Raw genomic sequence first — 19159 nt, forward strand, 5'->3', positions numbered from 1 at the left:
AATGTCAGGACATTCAAAATGGAAAACAATAAAAGCTAAAAAAGGTAAAGAAGACCAAAGAAGAGCATCAGTATTTACAAAGCTAGCTAGATACATCACGGTAGCGGTTAAGGAAGGTGGATCAAATCCAGAATTTAACCCATCACTTAAGTCAGCTATTGAAAAAGCTAAGGCTGAGAACATGCCTAACGACAACATCGAGAGAGCTATCAAGAAAGGTGAAGGCGGCGAAGGCGATGCTAATTACGAAAACGTTACTTACGAAGGCTACGGCATAGGCGGCGTTGCTGTTATCGTTGAGTGCTTAACAGATAACAGAAACAGAACTGCTTCAGACGTAAGACACGCCTTTGATAAGCACGGCGGAAACTTAGGAACAACAGGCTGCGTATCATATCTATTCGATAAAAAAGGCTTTATCGCTATCGAAAACGACGGATCAGTTGATGAAGATACATTAACTATGGACGCAATTGATCTAGGAGCAGAAGATTTTAAAGCATATGAAGAAGGTTATGAAATCTACACATCCGTTGAAGACTTTAACCAAGTTGTTGAAGGCTTAAAGGATAGAGGATACAAGCTAAGCGACTTCGATATATCAAACATACCTCAAACAACAGTTAAACTTGATGAAGAACAAGCAATTAAGTTTGAAAAGATGGTTGACGACCTTGAAGAATCAGATGACGTTCAAAGCGTTTCACACAATTTAGAAGATTAAAATGAAGAATATGAAATTATCAGTTGCTATTATATTGACCTTAAATATAATAGCACTTATATTATGTCAAGCAATTCAAACAGTTTCTTACGATGAAAATGCTGTATATATGTGCGCCAAACACATGGATAGTTTTGATTACATCGACAGATCTGAAGATGAAGTCTTAGTTGCTTCAAAAGTTATAGCAGGCTATCTAAGAGGGCTTAATGGTGATGAGCACCTAAGCCTTATAGGTTTAAATGATAAAGAGATAAGCCACATGAGAGATGTAAGAGGCATATATAAGACAATAAACACAATAAAGATAGTAGCTGCAATAATAACTTTAATCATCATAATGCTATATGCTTGGAAGAAAATTAATGTATTTAAGTTTAAAGAGCTAAGAAACACTTTGTTTACAGGATATCTAGTGCCAATATTCTTTGGCATCTTGTATCTAACAGACTTTCAAGGAGCCTTTGTAAAGTTTCATGAGATCTTCTTCAAAAACGATTTGTGGCAGCTTGATCCAAAGACAGATCTTTTAATAAGATTAATGCCAGAAGAATTCTTTGTATCTGGCTTTATAAAAATCTTAGCTTACTACACAATATCGATATTTGTAATTCATATTTGCAGCTTTTATTACGTAGCAAGGTGTAGTAGTAAAATGAAGAAGAAGGGAGTATAAAATTCATAAATGTTAGGTATAGCTAAATTTATAGATCAAACAAATTTAAAACAGGACGCAAGCGAGTCTGATATTATAAAGCTTGTAGAAGAGCAAAGAAAATATAAGTTCAGATCCATATGTATAGCGCCATCATTTTTGCAAGTCGCTCGTAAAAACTTGCAAAATATTTACCTCACTACAGTGATATCATTTCCTAATGGATATGCATCTACAGAGGCGAAAATATTTGAAGCAAAAGATGCGATTAAAAACGGAGCAAACGATTTAGATATTGTTTCGAACATCGGAAGAATCAAGATGAGAGACTATGACTATCTAAGTAAAGAGGTAAATGCTCTAAGAGAGATTACTAAGTCACATATATTAAAATTTATAATAGAAACTTCCTTCCTTAATAAGGAAGATATATTATATATAACAAAGATATTGGCTGAGAATGGCGTAGATTACGTGAAGACATCAACAGGCTTTACGAAGTCCGGAGCAAAATTAGATGACGTAAAATTTATAAAAGAAAATTTCGATGGAAAAATAAAAATAAAAGCCTCAGGAGGTATTTCTGATTACAAAACTGCATTAGACTTTATCGATGCAGGTGCTGATGTTATCGGTACTTCACGCGGTTTAGAAATTATAAATTATAAAGAAATTTAATAGTAGATAAATATTAATTGCAAGCTCATTTATGAATTTTTATATAAATTGCAACAATAAGTTAGCCACCCAGACATCATATAGACTAAATGTATAGTATAGCTTAAAAGTATTTATTTTTATTAAACTAGATACTTTTAAGCTGTTTTATTTCCTTTATGAACTCTTCTTTTGCAGTTTTGTAATTAAAGATTTTTCTTGGCAAATTATTCATCCACTCGTTTATTCTGTATATTTTTTCTTTTGATACTTCTTCTATTGATGTGCCTTTTTGTATAAATCTTCGTATTAATTTATGTTGACATTCACTAGTTCCTCTTTCCCATGATGTATATGGATGACAAAAATATATATCTACATATTCTGCTAATTCTGATAAGCTTGAAAATTCTGAACCATTATCTGATGTTATACTTTTAAATATTTCTTTGTTTAACTGCGCATTATCTTTTAAGAATTTAAGTCCAATGTCTACTGCATCGGGTGTTTTTCCATGTATTTTTATCAGCTTTTCATATCTTGTTTTTCTTTCTACTAATGTAAGTAGTACTGGATCTGTCTTTTTCTTTTTACCTATAACTGTATCTATTTCCCAGTGGCCGAATTCTTCTCTTGTTTGTATTTTATCTGGTCTTTCTTCTATGGATATGCCAAGCTTTTTCTTGTTTTGTCTTGTTCTTCTTGTGCTATTTTTGTTTTTTCTCTTTACTTTTTCTAGTAGATCTATATTTTTTGTTTTCATTAGTGACTTATTTATCCAGTTGTAGAGGCTTTTTGTTGATGGTATTTCTGATGATGGAAAGAGTCTATTTGCTTTTGCGTATCCAACACATACATCTGGAGACCATTTATCTTTTAACATTTTATTGTCTGCCCATTTAAGAAATTCGACTATATCTATATATTTTGGTCTTCTTCCGCAAGAAGATCTATTGTTTATATATACCTCATAATTAGTTAAGGCAAAGTATTTTTCATCGTAGTAAGTATATGTTTTGTTATTACTTTTTATTATTCTCTTTTGCTTTACTGTGCCTTTCTTTATTGCGTTGTTTATTGTCTGCGGGGCTCTATTTAGCCTTCTTGCTATCTCTCTGTTGCTATGTCCATCTATTTTCCATGCCTGTATTAATGACATTTCATGTAGTGATAGATGTGAATTTTTCTTGCGTTCTGTAAATTCTATGGTATAATTTATATGAGTCATGTGTACCTCCGTATAGTTGTTTTTTTGTTTGTTACTAATACTATACCATATGTACACATGATTTTTTTATTTGGTGGCTAAGTTAATTATACAATCTTCCTTATGAATTTTTATAAAAAAAGCTTGCAATTTTTTAAAAAATGTTGTAATATATATGTAACATATAGCCGTTATTATATGAAAAAAATTTAAGGGGGAATATTAATGAAACTTAAAAAGACATTAGTGTTTTTATTAGTACTTTCTATGGTATTATCAGCTTTCGCATTTGCATGCGGTAAGAAGACTGACGAACCAGCAGAAGAACCAGGTACTGAAACAGACGCACCAGCTGAAGACGAAAATTCTGAAGATGAAACTCCAGATGACGAAACAGCTGACAAACCAACTGAACCAAGCGGACAATTAATCATTGGTTCTACTACTGAAATGAGTGGAGACTTTTCAGGAGTGTGGCAAAACAACGCAACAGATGCTGACGTTAGACGTTTAATCCAAGGTTATGGTACTGTAGACAAAACTGACGAAGGTGAATACGTAATTGATGATTCTATCGTTAAGAGCTATGAAACTAAAGATAACGAAGACGGATCAAAAACATATACATTCACTATAGTAGAAGGACTTAAATATGCTGACGGTAAAGAAATCAATGCTAAAGACTACGTTGCAAGTTACTTGTTATGGGGCTCAAGACTTATTGGACCAGACTTCTGCGGTGCTAAAAACACTGGTGGTATGGACTTAGTAGGTTATGACGCATTTAGTAAAGGTGAAAAGAAGGAATTTACAGGTGTTCACCTAATTGATGATTACACTTTCTCAGCAACTATTAATCCTGAAAAAACACCATATTTCTATGAATTAAACTCTGTATCAGCAGGTCCAGAAGATCTAGAATTTTGGTTAGGTAAAAAAGTAGACATTAAAGATGACGGCGATGGATGTTACTTTGCAGAAGATATTAATACTGAAGAGTTCAAGAATGCAGTTAAAGCTGCAAGAGACAGAAAGACTCTTCCTGCAAGCGGTCCATATATGTTAGAAAAATACGACGAAGCACAACAATTAGCAACTATGGTTATCAACCCTAACTTCCAAGGCGATAGAGTAGGTAGAAAACCATTAATTGAAAAGATTATCTTAAAGAAGATAACTCAAGCAACTCAAATCGACGACTTAAAAACTGGCGGTGTTGACATGATCATGAACATCGGTGATGGTAAGACTATCAACGCTGGTATGGACTTAACAGAAGATGAAGGCTTTGCTTACACTGACTATCCAAGAGCTGGTTATGGTAAGATTGCATTTGGTTGCGACGTTGGACCAACTCAATTCCCAGAAGTAAGACAAGCACTTGCTTACTTACTAGACAGAAACGATTTCGCTAAACAATTTACAGGTGGATACGGTTCTGTTGTAAACGGACCTTTCGGACCAGCTCAATGGTTCTATATAGAAACACAGAAAGAACTTGACGAAAAGCTTAACTCTTATCCATATGACCCAGCTAAGGCTGTTGAATTACTAGAAAAAGTTGGTTTTACTCTAAACGAATCAGGCGCTGAATACAAAGAAGGCGACGGAATCAGATATAAGAAGATGGATGACGGTAAGTTAATGCCACTTGAAATCAAATGGGCATCTACTGAAAACAACGACGTATCTGACTTACTAGTAGTTAAACTAGCTGAAAACCCTGACCTTGTAAAAGCAGGAATAAAGATTCAAAGAGACGCGATGAGTTTTGACGAATTACTAAACTGGTTATACAGAGACAAAGCACAAGATGCTAAATATGGAGTTCCAACATATAACATGTTTAACCTAGCTACAGGATTTACTCCATACTATGATGAACAATACACTTATTCAACTAAGAAGGAGTTCCTTGATATGGGTTACAACACTAACTATATAATTGATGCAGACCTAGAAAAAGCTGCTCAAGACATGGTTAAGTGTACTCCAGAAGATAGAGAAATCTTCAAAGAAAACTTTGTTAAGTTTGCTTCAAGATGGAATGAATTACTTCCAGACCTACCACTATACTCTAACCAATATCATGACTTCTACAATTCAAAAGTTAAGAATTGGGAAACTTCAGAAATTAAGGGCTTAACATCTACAATACTAGATGCTTGGGTAACAGAATAGTAAAGATTAAAATTTAAAAAAACATTTTGTGGAAGGCAATAGAAATATTGCCTTCTATAAAAATACAGATAAGGTGGATGATGATGGGAAAATACGTTATAAAAAGAATACTTTACATGGTATTCGTATTTTTTGTTATGTCTATTTTACTTTTCTTCTTATATAACATGATACCTTCAGACCCGGCAAGAGCTGAGCTTGAACCAATGAAGGCACAATTAAAAGTAGAAGAGTACAATAAGAGATATCAAGATTTAAGAAAGCAATACGGTCTTGACGATCCTATGATAGTTAGATATGGAAAGTGGCTTGGTAGATTATTACAAGGCGACTTAGGTGACTCAAGAGTTTATAAAGATAAGGTTGTTAACGTTGTACAAGAACCTTTAAAACTTACTATATTTATTAACATTTTTGCAATAATTATAGGTCTTGGCATAACTATACCACTTGGTATAGCATGTGCGGTTAAAAAGAATTCAGTTTTCGACCAAGTAACTCAGGTGTTAACTGTTATAGGTTATTCTATACCAGTATTTATTACAGCACTATTGTTTATTTACATCTTTAGTGTTAAGTTACAATGGTTCCCTGTAAGTGGTATGAGAACTGCAGGAAAGAATTATACAGGTATTAAAGATACACTTGACATCTTTAAGCATATTGCACTTCCTCTTATAATCATGACTGTAGGCTCACTAGGCGGTATGACAAGGTATGTCAGAGCTGCAATGGATGACGCTTTAAGCATGGACTATATTAAGACTGCAAGAGCAAAGGGCTTAAAGGAAAAGACTGTAATCTATTCACATGCATGGAGAAATGCTTTATTACCAGTAGTTACACTTATTGTTGGTTGGTTTATGAGTATATTCTCAGGATCACTAATTATTGAATCAATGTTTAATTTAAATGGTATGGGTAAGTTCTACATAGACGCTTTAAATAAAAAGGACTATGACTTAGCACTTGCTATTCAATTGTTCTATATTATAATAACTCTATTAGGCAACTTAGTTACTGACTTGACATATGGCTTAGTTGACCCTAGAGTTAGAGTAGAAAATTAGGAGGTTAAAATGGAAAAAGACACAAAAGAACTAAAAGATAAAAATCAACTTCCTCCTAAAAAAGGCTTAGGACTATTTAGAAAAAAAGATAAAAAGAAAGATGTTATGATTGAGGATGATATTCAAACTCCTTTTAGAACCATACTAAATGTATTCATTTCAAATAAAGTTGCAATGACTGCATTTTTCATCTTCTTAGGTATATTCTTATTAGTTTTAATAGGACCACTTTTCAATCCTTTAGATTTATCATATGTTGAAACAACACAAGCAAACATTGCTCCAGGTTTTGATATACTTCCACTTCCAGATGGACTTAAGAATGTCAAAGCTTTAAGCGTAGGCTCTACATTTAGTGCTGCAGTTGATGACAATGGTAAGATTTTTGTTTGGGGTAAAACTAATATCTCTAAAAAAGTAGATATTAGAAAAATACCTAAGGAAGTTAAAAAAGAAGGAAAGAATATCGTTAAATTAGCTTGTGGTACTGACCACGTAATTGCACTTACTGAGGACGGTAAAGTACTTGGTTGGGGTAATAACAGACTTCAACAAGCTAAAGCTCCAGCAGAATTAATGGGCACTAAGATTGTTGACATAGCAGCATCTGACCAAGTATCTTATGCTATAGATGAAGATGGAGACACATATGCTTGGGGTAATATGGGTGTTAATGACTACAAAGAAGGTCATGAATATCAAGGGAACATCGCTAAGATAGCTCCTAACCCTAACACAGCTTGTGCTATTACTAAAGATGGTAAAGTTGTTCACTTAGGTGCTCAAGAATCAGGTCTTTCAAAAATACCTGAAATAGATGAAAAAGTTGTTGACCTTGCATCTTCATACAATACATTCGTTGCTGTTGGAGAATCAGGCAAAATTTATATGTGGGGTAACCCAACTACTACTGGTGAGTGGGAAGTTCCTGAAAATATTGATGGTAATGTAAAGAATATTTATGGACAAAGATATTCATACCTTGCTAAGTTAAAAGATGATACTATTCAAGAATGGGGATCAAACTCATTAGGACAATTAGATGTTCCAGCTGATTTAAGAGGCAAAAAAGTAGATGAAATATACACAGGCTTCTATCAAACACATATTAAGGATCAATCAGGCAAGATGCACAGCTACGGTCATAAAGGTTACCTACTAGGTACTGACGACCTAGGTAGAGACATCTGGAACAGAATTCTTAACGGTGGTAGAAAATCTATGACTATAGGTGCTATCGCAGTTATTATTTCAACTATCATCGGCGTAATCGTTGGTGGTATTTCAGGCTTCGTTGGTGGCTGGGTTGATAACGTTCTACAAAGGGTTGCTGAAATGATAGGCTCACTACCATTCCTACCATTTGCGATGATACTATCAGCACTTGTTGGCCAAACAATGACTGCCGACCAAAAGATCTTTATGATCATGATTATACTTGGTTTACTATCTTGGACAGGACTTCAAAGACTTGTTCGTGCACAAGTACTTTCAATTAGAGAGCAAGAATACGTTGTTGCTGCTAGATCACTTGGTATAAAAGAAAAGAACATTATATTTAAACATATATTGCCAAACACTATATCTATAATTATAGTTAATGCTACACTATCATTTGCATCAAGTATGCTTACTGAAGCATCACTTTCATTCCTAGGCTTTGGTGTTCCAGCACCATATCCAACTTGGGGTAATATGCTTAACGGTGCTAACAACTCTATTATTATTCAAAGATACTGGTGGAGATGGGTATTCCCTTCTATCATACTAGGTGTTTGCGTAATTTGTATTAACTTAATAGGTGATGGCTTAAGAGACGCTATCGACCCTAGATCAGCTGAAAGATAGGAGGTAAGATTAATGGCATTATTAGAAATAAAAGACTTGCATACCTTTTTTACAACAAAAAAGGGAATAATCAAAGCTGTTAATGGCGTTTCCTATTCAGTAGAACAAGGTAAAACATTAGGAGTAGTAGGAGAAAGTGGTAGTGGTAAGAGTGTTTCTGCCATGAGTATCATTAAACTACTTGATGGTAATGGATATATTGACAGTGGTGAAATTTGGTTTAACGGAGAAAATATTACTGATATACCTAAGAACAAGATGGGTCATATCAGAGGTAATGATGTTTCTGTTATATTCCAAGAGCCAATGACTTCACTTAACCCAGTATTTACTGTTGAAAAACAAGTTAGTGAACCGTTTATTATTCACCAAGGTATGGATAAGAAACAAGCAGCTGAAAAAGTTGTTGAAATGCTTAGCATGGTTAAGATACCTAATCCAGAAACTGTTGCTAAACAATATCCTCACCAATTATCAGGCGGTATGAGACAAAGAGTTATGATTGCCATGGCACTTGCTTGTGTTCCTAAGCTTCTTATAGCTGACGAACCAACAACTGCTCTTGACGTTACTATTCAAGCTCAAATACTAAGACTGATGAATGACTTAAAGAAGAGAATTGGTACTTCTATACTATTTATCACTCATGACCTTGGCGTTATTAACCAAATGGCTGACGACGTTGCTGTTATGTATTGTGGACAAGTAGTTGAAAAGGCACCAAGAGAAACAATTTTCGAAGGAAAGAGCATTTACATGCATCCATATACTGAAGGACTTATGGTATCTATACCTAGATTGGATACTCCTCAAGGAACAAAGCTTGATGCTATACCTGGTTCAGTACCGCATCCACTAAACTTACCTAAGGGCTGTAAATTTGCTCCTAGATGTAAGTATAGAACTGAAAAGTGTGACAACTATCAACCAGATTTAGTTAAGGTAGACGAAAATCATGAAGTAAGATGTTTCTATCCTGAAAAGGGGGTAAGATCCAATGGAAAATAGAGAATTATTATTTAGAATACAAAACCTTAAACAATACTTCCCAGTACAAAAAGTAGGTAAGGAAGTTCAATATGTTAAAGCTAATGATGATATCTCTTTGGATATTTACAAAGGCGAAACTATTGGTCTAGTAGGTGAATCTGGTTGCGGTAAATCTACTTTTGGTAGAACTTTACTACAATTATACAAACAAACTGATGGTAGAACTATTTACTACGGAAGAACAAGATGGGAAGTTAACCCTAAATACGTTTATAAGCTTATAAATGGTTTTGCTAGTCACAAGAATAAGATTAAAGAGCTTGAAGCTGAACTTGAAAAGGAAAAAGCTGCTTATGATTCACTTCCAGATGGCAAGGAAAAGGGAGAGGCTCTTAACAAGCTTAGAGATACTGAAAAGAAACATAGACTTTTATATCAAGACCTTGCACAAATAGCAGGTGCTTTGATATATCATGATAATGAAAGTGAAGTTAAATCTTTATTATTAAAGGAACAAGAACTTAACGCTAAGATATTTGCAGCAAAGAAAGATGGCAAAGAAGACTCTTCAGCAGAAAGCGCTTTAAAAGATGTTGAAGCAAAGCTTGATGCGCTTAGAGAAGACGTTAAGGGCAATCCTGATTATGAAAAAGCAGAAAGCTATAGAGACGCTGGTATAAACCTAGCTGAACTTGAATATGAAGAAATGAGACACTTGAGAAAAGATATGCAACTTATCTTCCAAGACCCATACTCATCACTTAACCCTCGTATGACTGTAGGTCAAATCATATCTGAAGGTTTAGTAGCTCACGATATCTACAAACAAAAAGATAAGGCTCTACAAGATTACGTTGTAAAAGTTATGCAAGACTGCGGTCTAGCTCATTACTTTATACACAGATACCCTCACCAATTCTCTGGCGGTCAAAGACAAAGAATTGGTATCGCAAGAAGTGTTGCTTTAAAGCCTGACTTCATTGTTTGCGACGAAGCGGTATCAGCTCTAGACGTTTCTATTCAATCACAAATTATAAACCTATTGATTGACTTAAAAGAAAAAGAACACTTAACTTATCTATTCATTTCACATGACTTGTCAGTTATTAAATATATATCTGATAAGGTTGGTGTAATGTATTTAGGAAATATAGTTGAGTTTGCTGACTCTAAGGAGTTGTATGCTAGACCAGTGCATCCATATACAGAAGCACTTCTAGGCGCAATACCAACTACAGATTCTAAGAAAGAAATTCAAATTCTAGAAGGGGATATTCCAAGTCCTATCAATCCACCTAAGGGCTGTAAATTCCACACTAGATGTAAGTACGCTACTGAAGAATGTAGAACAATAGTTCCAGTATTTGAAGAAGTAAGACCTGGACACTTTGTCGCATGTCATCACAAGCTTAACTTGGATAAGTAATGTTTTTTCAAAAGAAAATAGATCGCGCGTTTGAACACCTTAAGAAGACCTCAGGTAAGTATGATGAAAAAGGTAATTTAATTAATAAAGACCAAGAAGATACTGAAAAAGGTGACTTCGCTGCTATGTTTTTAGCAGCAGCAAAGGTATTCGGCCCGATATTTATAGTTTTGATTATAATTTTAATATTAACTAGACCAAGATAAAGGATAAAGCTACGAGCAATCGTAGCTTTATTTTTGTCTATAATAGATGAGTATGTAAAATGAATGGTCAATAACGATTAATCAGTGCTGAGTGGGGTTAAGGAGTGTTGGATAGGTAGAAATAAATAATAAAGAATAAGTTATGAAAATTGTGTATTGAATAATGAGTAATTAGTAATTAGTAATTAGTAATTAGTAATGTAAATTACAATTAGAAGTGAAAATTAAAATAGAATTGAATAATGAATAGTGAATAGTGAAAAATGAACAATGAGCAATAAACAATGAATAATGAATAATGAATAATGAATAATGAATAATGAATAATGAATAATGAGTGCCAAATAATGAATAAGGTTTACTTAGCTACGATATTGAGTAAATATATATATATAAAATCAATTATAATTTAAATACTTTATTAATTCTTGTTTAGTTTAACGCGCTTAAGGGTAAATAGAGAGTGAGGATAAAGGAGGTTTTCTTATGAAAAGAAAAGTATGTTTATTATTAATATTTTTACTTATGCTTACAAATGCCGCATATGCAGCGGACTTAAAGGTTAGTACACCAAATGGGTATGTATTAAGTGACTCAGAAGTAGAAAGACTAAGCTTAGTCATCAACAACAAGATGAAAGAAGAGAACAACGAGAGAGAAAATTTGGTTGGCTATGTAATACCCGTTTACAATCTTTCAACAGAGTACTTATTTAACAACGCTAACAAGACATTAGAAGATTCCTTTGTCAACAAGGGAAATGCAATTATGATTATTAAAGATAAAGTTGGTCCATTCATGCAAGCTGGTCTTATAAAGTCAAATAAAGGACTTATAGTAGAGACATATTCAGATATAAGCGATGGCCTACTTGAAGCCATTACATTACTTAAAACAAAAAGCATGACTAATGCAAGATACCTAAGCATAGATCAAACAAGTAAGCCAAGCATAATACTTGCTAATGAAGGCAAAGTAGCTAAGGCGATAGCTATAGATTTATTAAACGATAGAGAGAAAAATGATTCAAAACTTGAAGACGCCATACTTGATACAAATGATGTTTATGAACAAATCAAGCAAAACAAGATAGCTGACATGGAATTAACAGTTGAAAATCTTAAGAAAGGCGAGCCATACAAGACTGATCAAGTATCCTTATTTAAGCCAGTTGAGGTTCAAAAGACTGAAAAGAAGAGCTCAATCAAAATTATAATCATTATACTTATAGTAATACTACTAATACTAGGAACTTACTTCATCTTGATGCAAAAATCTTCAAAGAAGACAGCATTTAAGAAGAAAAAATCAAAGAAGACAAAAGATGATTATGACGATATTGATGACGATGGAGATTATTTAGTATAGAGATTCTTTTGCATATAAAGAAAGGTGATAACATTGTTAAAAGTAATTTATCTTATATCAGTGGCTTTTATTCCACTTTTACTAATAGTAATAGGAAAGATATTTGAAAAATATCCGAGCAAAGAGCCAAACATAGCTATAGGCTTTAGAACAAAACTTTCAATGATGAATAAAGAAACTTGGGACTTCGCACAAAGGCTATTCCCAAAGGTGTGGATAAGCTTAGGAAGAATAATGCTTCCACTTAGCCTCATCATACTTTTCTTACTATATAGCGAGGACAAGGACTATACAGGAAACTTAGTTCTAATACTTATGCTAGTACAAGTAGTTCTAATGCTAGGCTCGATACTTTATGTAAACTTAAAACTAAAAAAGGCTTTCAATAGTGACGGAAGCCGCAAAGAAATTCAATAAAATACAAAGGTCAAAGTTTTAACTTTGACCTTTTCTTATGGCGTTAGCCCTTAATTTCGTTTATAAATGGACTTATATCGTAGTCCGTGTTGTTTCTTTCTTTAAAAGCAAATATATATAGATTCTCTCTCGCTCTTGTCATTCCAACGTAGAAGATTCTTCTTTCTTCTTCAAGTTCTGCATCACTCGCGTTATTTGAGCCAGGTATCTCCTCATCAACTATATCAATCAAAAATACCGTGTCAAACTCAAGTCCCTTAGCACCGTGTATAGTTGAGAGCACCACATTAGAATCATTTTGGCTATAGATTTTGCTTCTTAAAACATTGAGCCTTAACTTAAGCTCATCCATGCTCTTAGTATAGAGAGCGATTTGCTTTAAAAAGTAGAGCATAGTAAGAAGTTTATTGAAGGACTCACTGTTGTCGCGGCCCTTTGTCCTTAAGTAGCCTCTGTAATTCATGTCGTTTTCAATATAATCAATGACATTTGACGGTTTCATCTTTCTTATGGCCTTGAAGTCTTTCATTAATTCAAGAATATAATCTTTCTTGTAGCTTTGAATCGATTCGGACCTATATAAGGTCTTTAAAACATCGACATCTGTCAAAGTGCTTATCTCATTTATATCTTGCTTCGATAAATAGCCTTTAATCTTGTAGTAAATCTTTCTAAATAGGGCAGCGTCATTCATATTTTGCGAAAAATTATATATATCGAAGATGTCTTCTATAAACCAGTGAGTAAAAAATCTGTCTTTCTTATCATAGGAAGTGAAGTTAATCATGTAGCGCTCTAAGTACTCAGCAAGTGGTATCTGAGAGATGTTGTTCCTATACAAGACGGCTACAGTGCCAGTGGCGTCCTTCAAGTACTTTGCTATGTAGCGGTACTCGTCAAGGTCCTTGTTAAAGAGCTTTACATTGACAGGTGCGCTTCCAGATTTGTGTGCACTTAAGTCTTTAGTGTATCTTAGTTTATTGTTCTTAATCAGTCTATTAGATGCAGTGATTATGCTGGGAGTCGACCTATAATTTTCGCTAAGCCTATAGATATGGGCGCCTTTATAATGTTTCTCAAAATTCAGTATTCTCTCAGGGCAAGCGCCTCTAAACCTATATATCGATTGGTCGTCATCAGCTACCACGAAGAAGTTATTATCCTTATTAATAAGCTTATCAAGCATCATAAACTGAATAGACGAAGTATCTTGACCCTCGTCAAGAAGGATGTACTCGTACTTATCCTTAAATTTTGAAATTATATGCCTGTCCTTTTCAAGCAAGTCGTTTGCAATCACAAGCATATCGTCAAAGTCGATAAGCCTCTTTTTCTTCTTATAAGCTTCGAAGTCATCGACAACGACTTTGTATTCAAAAGGCCCGTCCGCATCAATATAGTCCTCGTTTGAGTTCTTGATGTAGCCAAGTATAGACTGTATCTGATCAAGCTCTTCTTCGCTAGGGTAAGTTTTTAGCTTATCCATATATATCTTTCTAAGTATATTTCTTGATTTTGGTGCATTTTCAACGTCAAGCAAGGTGTATTTAATTTTTTTGTATCGCTCGTACTCTCTGATTATCTTGTATGATAGGGCATGTATAGTCAAAACGCCTACTTCCTTCGCATAGTTTTCATCAAGCGCCTCAAGTATCCTTTTTTGCATATCAAGCTGCTGGGACTTGGCAAATGTTATAGCGAGTATCTTATATGGGCTTACGCCTTTGTCTTCAATAAGATGCTTTATACGATTAACTATAACAGTCGTTTTACCAGAGCCAGGCACAGCAAGAACAAGCGCAGGACCCTTGTCATGCCTCGATGCTTCGAGCTGATTTGGATTTAGTTTCATTTCATCACCACAGATATTATATAACAAAATTAAAGAAAAATAAAGGTTTGCCAAGTAGTTCTACATGTGGTATAATATAGACGTAATTCAATTTATTTTACATATTATTCTAAGGGGGAGATATATTTTGTTAATGAATAACTTTCTAAAATCTAGAAAATCAGTTAGAGATTTTAAGCTTAAGGATCTAAGCGACGACACACTTATTAAAATTAAAGAAATTTGCAGTGAGGTATCTAAGGAAGACGGTCAAAATTCTGTAAGCTTCAATATCGTTAAAGATGGTAAGATGGTTTATGAAGCGTTAGATGGCATCGCAGGCTACTCAGGCGTTATGATTAAGTCACCTCACTACATCGTTATAAACAGAAGCGATGATTCACCAAAATCAATGATCTTACAAAGCTACTACACAGAAAGCTTAATCACAAAACTACATGCACTAGACATCGCAACTTGCTGGGTTGGTCTATTCAACGCGACTGAAGACACTAAGAGAAAAGTTTTTGATATGTACGCAAATAATCTTGACTTTATCTTGGCAATAGGCTACGAAAAACCATCGAACCCATTTGACCTTGATAAATATTCTGAAAGAAAGCCAGTTGAAGAAATCGTTTTCGATGGCAGCTTTGCGAATAGCATGGACATAGAAATGCTTGAAAACCTTGGTTTAGACGACGTTTTCTACTACGCAAGATTTGCACCATCAACATCAAACCTTCAACCATGGAGATTTGTAATCAAAGGAAGCTACGTTTATTTATATATCGACGATAACAATGGAAAGCCATCATATGTTGATGCAGGTATCATGATGTACTACTTAAGAAGTATGTTACTTATGAGAAATGACAAGAACATGTGGGAATTAGCTGAAGACGAAGAGATCGTTGACGGCTACAGATTGATAGCAAAGATTAGGTTATAGGAGGTCATATGAAATTATTTATTGATACAGCTAATGTTGACGAAATTAGAGAGATTGCTGAATGGGGCGTGGTTGACGGAGTTACTACAAACCCAAGCCTTATCGCTAAAGAAAAAAGAGATTTTAAGGAAGTTGTTACTGAAATCACTGGCATTGTAGATGGACCTATATCTGCGGAAGTTGTTTCACTTAAACATGATGAGATGGTAGAAGAAGCAAAGGAACTTGCTAAGATACACAAAAACATCATCATCAAAGTGCCAATGACAGAAGAAGGACTTATAGCTGTTAAAGAATTACACGCTATGGGCATTAAGACTAACGTAACACTTGTATTTACATCAACACAAGCACTTCTAGCTGCAAAAGCTGGAGCTAGCTACGTAAGCCCATTCTTAGGAAGACTTGATGATATATCAACAAATGGACTTAATTTAATCGAAGAAATTATGGACATATTCAACAACTATAGCTATGATACTGAAGTTATAGCTGCCTCTATTAGACATCCAATGCATGTAGTTGAATGCGCTAGACTAGGCTGTGATATAGCTACAGTGCCATATAAGGTATTTAAACAAATGCTACATCACCCATTAACAGATAGTGGTATAGAAAGATTTTTGAAAGATTGGGAAAGCGTTAAATAGGAGAGAAGTATGGATAGAAATTTAGTAATGAATTTAGCCAGAGTTACAGAAGCGGCTGCACTAAAGTCTGCTCCTTGGCTTGGTAGAGGAGAAAAGAACGCCGCTGATGGCGCTGCAGTTGAAGCAATGAGAAGAATGTTTGACACTGTTGACATCGACGGAACTGTAGTTATAGGTGAGGGCGAGATCGACGAGGCACCTATGCTATATATAGGCGAAAAGATCGGTGATCGCAAGGACGGAGCGCTTAAGGTCGACATCGCGGTTGACCCACTAGACGGAACGAACTCCATTGCCAATGGTATGCCAAACGCAATATCAGTAGTTGCTGTAGCACCAGCTGGCTGCTTATTACACGCTCCTGATATGTATATGAATAAAATTGCTGTTGGACCTAAGGCAAAGGGCGTTGTTGACATAGAAAAGTCTGTTACAGAAAACTTAAAAGCCGTAGCAAAGGCGCTTAACAAAGAAGTTTCTGAAACTACAGTAGTTATGCTAAACAGACCAAGACACGACGCTATAGTTAAAGAGCTTAGAGAAAATGGCGCTAGAATTAAATTTATAAACGACGGTGACGTTATTGCTGCTATACAAACTTGCTTTGAAGACACTAACGTTGATATGCTTCTTGGTAGCGGCGGTGCACCTGAAGGCGTTTTAGCTGCAGCAGCACTTAAGTGCATGGGCGGTGAAATGCAAGGCAAACTACTACCAAAGGATGAGAAAGAAAAAGAAAGATGCATCAAGATGGGTATAAATCCAGACAAGATACTTCACCTTGATGACCTTGTTAAAGGCGACGAAATTGCTTTCTCAGCAACAGGCGTATCGCACGGCGAACTTCTTGATGGCGTTAAATTTATCAAGAAAAACGTATGTGAGACAGAAACTCTAGTACTAAGAGCTGAAACAGGCACAATCAGATTCATCAAAGCAACTCATATACTAGACAAAAAACCGGAGTATGCTAAATGATTGTAGATAATCACTTAGATGATTATAAACTAGTAGAGCTACAAAATTTTGCAAAAAACTACGGACTTAAAAACTTTACTAAATATAAAAAGCTTGAGCTTATTGAATATATTCTTAAGAGCATCCGCGCGAATCACGATGAGGATGCTTTTAAGTCGTGTAAGAGCTTAGATGATTTTCTTCATATGGTTAATGGGGATAATAGTATTGCCAAAAATGATATGCCAAAAGAAAGAAGTAATCTTAGTGAGGCAAATGGAGAAGAAAAAACTACAAAGACTAGTTCGAGCTCTATAGATGGGCTTGAAACAGTTGAAGTAAGCGGAATCTTAGAGATACTTCCTGATGGTTTTGGCTTTTTAAGGAGAGAAAATTATTCTCAAAGCGACAATGATTATTATCTGTCACCAACATATATAAAGAAATTCCTTTTAAGACAAGGCGACGAAATCACAGGCAAGGTAAGAAAGAGGGACGAGGCAAGCGAAGAAAATTCGAAAAACGCTATAGTCTACATTAACAAAGTTAATGGTGACAGCATAGATACATGCTTTAAGAGAGCTGACTTTGATGACTTAGTTCCTGAATATCCAGATGAGCTAATTAAGCTAGAGACGACAAAGGATGAACTATCGACAAGGTTCATCGATCTAATCTCACCCATTGGCAAGGGTCAAAGAGGACTTATAGTTGCCCCACCAAAGGCGGGTAAAACGACTCTTATAAAAAAGATAGCCAACGCCATTAACATAAATCATCCAGAGATAGAACTTATAGTTTTATTAATTGATGAAAGACCGGAAGAAGTTACTGATCTTAAGAGATCAATTAAGGGCGATGTTATCTACTCGACTTTTGATGAGGACCTTGAAAATCACATCAAGGTATCGCAAATGACGCTTGAGAGGGCGAAGAGACTTGTTGAACACAAGAAGGATGTAGTAATACTACTTGATAGTATCACAAGACTTGCAAGAGCATATAATATGATGATAACGCCAACTGGTAGGTCGCTATCGGGCGGCTTGGATCCAGGCGCGCTATTTGGGCCAAAGAAATTTTTTGGAGCGGCAAGAAACTTCAAGGACAAAGGCAGTCTAAGTATACTAGCAACTGCGCTTATCGACACTGGCTCGAGGATGGATCAAGTTATTTACGAAGAGTTTAAAGGCACTGGTAACATGGAGCTCTACCTTGATAGGGACCTATCGAACATGAGGCTCTTCCCAGCCATTGACATATTAAACTCGGGTACGAGGAAGGATGAATTGCTTCTAGACGAAAAGACTTTGAACATACAAAGGAAGTTTAGAGCGATGATGACTAAGAACGGCAATGAATACGCAGTTGAATACCTTCGCAAGTTTATGATGAATACTAGGTCTAATAAGGAGCTTATTGACAGTTTAGATAAAGCTCTCGTTAAGAACGATTAATTTGATAAAAGACTTGTAAATAGTCTTCTTATATGATATAATATATAAGGTAATATTTTTGCATTGAAGAGTGGCTCGCCACTCTTTATTTTATAAGAGGGGTGAGGATATGAATTACAAAAGTTTAAAAGAAAAGCTTAGTCCTAAGTTAGATAAGGCACTTGAGGACTTAAAGGCAGAGCTCGTTGATATTGCTTTTACTAGGCACAAGGGCGAGATGACGGTAAGTGTATACATATACAAGAAGGAAGGCCTTGACATAGACCTACTTCAAAAGGCGACAGAGAGATTAAATCCAATATTCGATTCAGTAGAAGAACTAAAGGACAAGTACTACTTAGAAATATCATCTCCGGGCATAGATAGACCCATCAAGACGGATGATGATTTCAGAAGAAACATGGACATGAAACTCGATGCAAAACTAAAGAACAATGAAAAGTATATGGGCATACTTAAAAATTATGACGAAGAGTCATTCACACTTGATTGTGATGGCGAAACTATTGATATAAAGAGGGCCGATGTAAAGAAACTTACTCAGGCTATAGAATTTTAGGGGG

Annotated in this window: 18 protein-coding genes; 16 read left to right on the plus strand and 2 right to left on the minus strand. The window is 35.1% G+C overall.

The features are described from left to right. Position 1: 1 nt before the first annotated feature. The 3 genes from BN3004_RS05470 to deoC are packed head-to-tail and all read left to right on the plus strand — an operon-like array spanning position 2 to position 2057. Complete coding sequence (locus BN3004_RS05470; protein WP_058260197.1) at positions 2 to 724, plus strand: YebC/PmpR family DNA-binding transcriptional regulator; 723 nt, start codon at positions 2 to 4, stop codon at positions 722 to 724. A gap of 1 nt (position 725) precedes the next feature. Beyond that, positions 726 to 1400: a TIGR01906 family membrane protein gene (locus BN3004_RS05475; RefSeq protein WP_058260198.1), complete on the plus strand. Its 675-nt coding sequence runs from the start codon at positions 726 to 728 to the stop codon at positions 1398 to 1400. A 9-nt stretch (positions 1401 to 1409) separates the two neighbouring features. Continuing rightward, positions 1410 to 2057: a deoxyribose-phosphate aldolase gene (gene deoC, locus BN3004_RS05480; RefSeq protein WP_058260199.1), complete on the plus strand. Its 648-nt coding sequence runs from the start codon at positions 1410 to 1412 to the stop codon at positions 2055 to 2057. A gap of 127 nt (positions 2058 to 2184) precedes the next feature. Here the strand turns inward: deoC and BN3004_RS05485 are convergent, their stop codons facing one another. Continuing rightward, on the minus strand, positions 2185 to 3264 hold the full coding sequence (locus BN3004_RS05485; RefSeq protein ID WP_058259272.1) for an IS30 family transposase: 1080 nt from the start codon (positions 3262 to 3264) through the stop codon (positions 2185 to 2187). Between the two features lie 204 nt (positions 3265 to 3468). On the opposite strand from BN3004_RS05485, the gene BN3004_RS05490 reads away from it, so the two are divergent. From BN3004_RS05490 to BN3004_RS05525, 8 genes are all read left to right on the plus strand, one after another. Then, positions 3469 to 5424, plus strand: a complete 1956-nt coding sequence (locus tag BN3004_RS05490; RefSeq protein WP_058260200.1) for an ABC transporter substrate-binding protein — start codon at positions 3469 to 3471, stop codon at positions 5422 to 5424. An 83-nt stretch (positions 5425 to 5507) separates the two neighbouring features. Further along, complete coding sequence (locus BN3004_RS05495; protein WP_058260201.1) at positions 5508 to 6494, plus strand: ABC transporter permease; 987 nt, start codon at positions 5508 to 5510, stop codon at positions 6492 to 6494. A 9-nt stretch (positions 6495 to 6503) separates the two neighbouring features. Further along, positions 6504 to 8342 (plus strand): ABC transporter permease subunit, encoded by a 1839-nt coding sequence (locus tag BN3004_RS05500; protein WP_082244100.1) that lies wholly within the window; start codon positions 6504 to 6506, stop codon positions 8340 to 8342. Between the two features lie 12 nt (positions 8343 to 8354). Continuing rightward, positions 8355 to 9350, plus strand: coding sequence for an ABC transporter ATP-binding protein (locus BN3004_RS05505; RefSeq protein WP_058260202.1), 996 nt, complete (start codon positions 8355 to 8357; stop codon positions 9348 to 9350). Further along, positions 9340 to 10758, plus strand: a complete 1419-nt coding sequence (locus BN3004_RS05510) for an ABC transporter ATP-binding protein (RefSeq protein WP_058260203.1) — start codon at positions 9340 to 9342, stop codon at positions 10756 to 10758. Before BN3004_RS05505 ends, BN3004_RS05510 begins: the two co-directional genes overlap by 11 nt. Next, positions 10758 to 10964 carry a hypothetical protein gene (locus tag BN3004_RS05515; RefSeq protein WP_058260204.1) on the plus strand — a complete coding sequence of 69 codons (207 nt, stop codon included), beginning with the start codon at positions 10758 to 10760 and terminating at the stop codon, positions 10962 to 10964. Before BN3004_RS05510 ends, BN3004_RS05515 begins: the two co-directional genes overlap by 1 nt. Before the next feature lie 486 nt (positions 10965 to 11450). Then, positions 11451 to 12332, plus strand: coding sequence for a hypothetical protein (locus BN3004_RS05520; RefSeq protein ID WP_058260205.1), 882 nt, complete (start codon positions 11451 to 11453; stop codon positions 12330 to 12332). Positions 12333 to 12365: 33 nt separating this feature from the next. Further along, positions 12366 to 12749, plus strand: coding sequence for an SdpI family protein (locus BN3004_RS05525; protein ID WP_058260206.1), 384 nt, complete (start codon positions 12366 to 12368; stop codon positions 12747 to 12749). Positions 12750 to 12792: 43 nt separating this feature from the next. Here the strand turns inward: BN3004_RS05525 and BN3004_RS05530 are convergent, their stop codons facing one another. After that, positions 12793 to 14601 (minus strand): ATP-dependent helicase, encoded by a 1809-nt coding sequence (locus tag BN3004_RS05530; RefSeq protein WP_058260207.1) that lies wholly within the window; start codon positions 14599 to 14601, stop codon positions 12793 to 12795. A gap of 133 nt (positions 14602 to 14734) precedes the next feature. Between BN3004_RS05530 and BN3004_RS05535 the strand changes: the two genes are divergently transcribed. The 5 genes from BN3004_RS05535 (at position 14735) to rimP (ending at position 19155) form a co-directional block, all read left to right on the plus strand. After that, the gene (locus BN3004_RS05535; RefSeq protein ID WP_058260208.1) at positions 14735 to 15532 is read left to right on the plus strand and encodes a nitroreductase family protein; all 798 of its coding nucleotides are present in this window, start codon (positions 14735 to 14737) and stop codon (positions 15530 to 15532) included. A gap of 8 nt (positions 15533 to 15540) precedes the next feature. Next, positions 15541 to 16182, plus strand: a complete 642-nt coding sequence (gene fsa, locus BN3004_RS05540) for a fructose-6-phosphate aldolase (RefSeq protein WP_058260209.1) — start codon at positions 15541 to 15543, stop codon at positions 16180 to 16182. 9 nt (positions 16183 to 16191) lie between these two features. Further along, entirely contained in the window at positions 16192 to 17160 is a 969-nt protein-coding gene (gene glpX, locus BN3004_RS05545; protein ID WP_058260210.1) for a class II fructose-bisphosphatase, read from the plus strand. Then, on the plus strand, positions 17160 to 18596 hold the full coding sequence (gene rho, locus BN3004_RS05550) for a transcription termination factor Rho (RefSeq protein WP_432416311.1): 1437 nt from the start codon (positions 17160 to 17162) through the stop codon (positions 18594 to 18596). The genes glpX and rho overlap by 1 nt, the downstream gene beginning before the upstream one ends. A 109-nt stretch (positions 18597 to 18705) precedes the next feature. Next, entirely contained in the window at positions 18706 to 19155 is a 450-nt protein-coding gene (gene rimP, locus BN3004_RS05555) for a ribosome maturation factor RimP (RefSeq protein WP_058260212.1), read from the plus strand. Positions 19156 to 19159 lie beyond the last annotated feature (4 nt).

This window comes from Fenollaria timonensis, assembly GCF_001457835.1.
GTDB lineage: Bacteria > Bacillota > Clostridia > Tissierellales > Peptoniphilaceae > Fenollaria > Fenollaria timonensis.

Bases quoted from the DNA above. Each gene is read 5' to 3' on its own strand.
- BN3004_RS05500 (WP_082244100.1), top strand. From the start codon at position 6,504: ATGGAAAAAGACACAAAAGAACTAAAAGATAAAAATCAACTTCCTCCT.
- BN3004_RS05495 (WP_058260201.1), top strand. From the start codon at position 5,508: ATGGGAAAATACGTTATAAAAAGAATACTTTACATGGTATTCGTATTT.
- BN3004_RS05530 (WP_058260207.1), bottom strand. From the start codon at position 14,601: ATGAAACTAAATCCAAATCAGCTCGAAGCATCGAGGCATGACAAGGGT.
- deoC (WP_058260199.1), top strand. From the start codon at position 1,410: ATGTTAGGTATAGCTAAATTTATAGATCAAACAAATTTAAAACAGGAC.
- BN3004_RS05475 (WP_058260198.1), top strand. From the start codon at position 726: ATGAAGAATATGAAATTATCAGTTGCTATTATATTGACCTTAAATATA.
- BN3004_RS05520 (WP_058260205.1), top strand. From the start codon at position 11,451: ATGAAAAGAAAAGTATGTTTATTATTAATATTTTTACTTATGCTTACA.
- BN3004_RS05535 (WP_058260208.1), top strand. From the start codon at position 14,735: ATGAATAACTTTCTAAAATCTAGAAAATCAGTTAGAGATTTTAAGCTT.
- BN3004_RS05510 (WP_058260203.1), top strand. From the start codon at position 9,340: ATGGAAAATAGAGAATTATTATTTAGAATACAAAACCTTAAACAATAC.
- fsa (WP_058260209.1), top strand. From the start codon at position 15,541: ATGAAATTATTTATTGATACAGCTAATGTTGACGAAATTAGAGAGATT.
- BN3004_RS05485 (WP_058259272.1), bottom strand. From the start codon at position 3,264: ATGACTCATATAAATTATACCATAGAATTTACAGAACGCAAGAAAAAT.
- rimP (WP_058260212.1), top strand. From the start codon at position 18,706: ATGAATTACAAAAGTTTAAAAGAAAAGCTTAGTCCTAAGTTAGATAAG.
- BN3004_RS05515 (WP_058260204.1), top strand. From the start codon at position 10,758: ATGTTTTTTCAAAAGAAAATAGATCGCGCGTTTGAACACCTTAAGAAG.
- BN3004_RS05505 (WP_058260202.1), top strand. From the start codon at position 8,355: ATGGCATTATTAGAAATAAAAGACTTGCATACCTTTTTTACAACAAAA.
- glpX (WP_058260210.1), top strand. From the start codon at position 16,192: ATGGATAGAAATTTAGTAATGAATTTAGCCAGAGTTACAGAAGCGGCT.
- BN3004_RS05470 (WP_058260197.1), top strand. From the start codon at position 2: ATGTCAGGACATTCAAAATGGAAAACAATAAAAGCTAAAAAAGGTAAA.
- BN3004_RS05490 (WP_058260200.1), top strand. From the start codon at position 3,469: ATGAAACTTAAAAAGACATTAGTGTTTTTATTAGTACTTTCTATGGTA.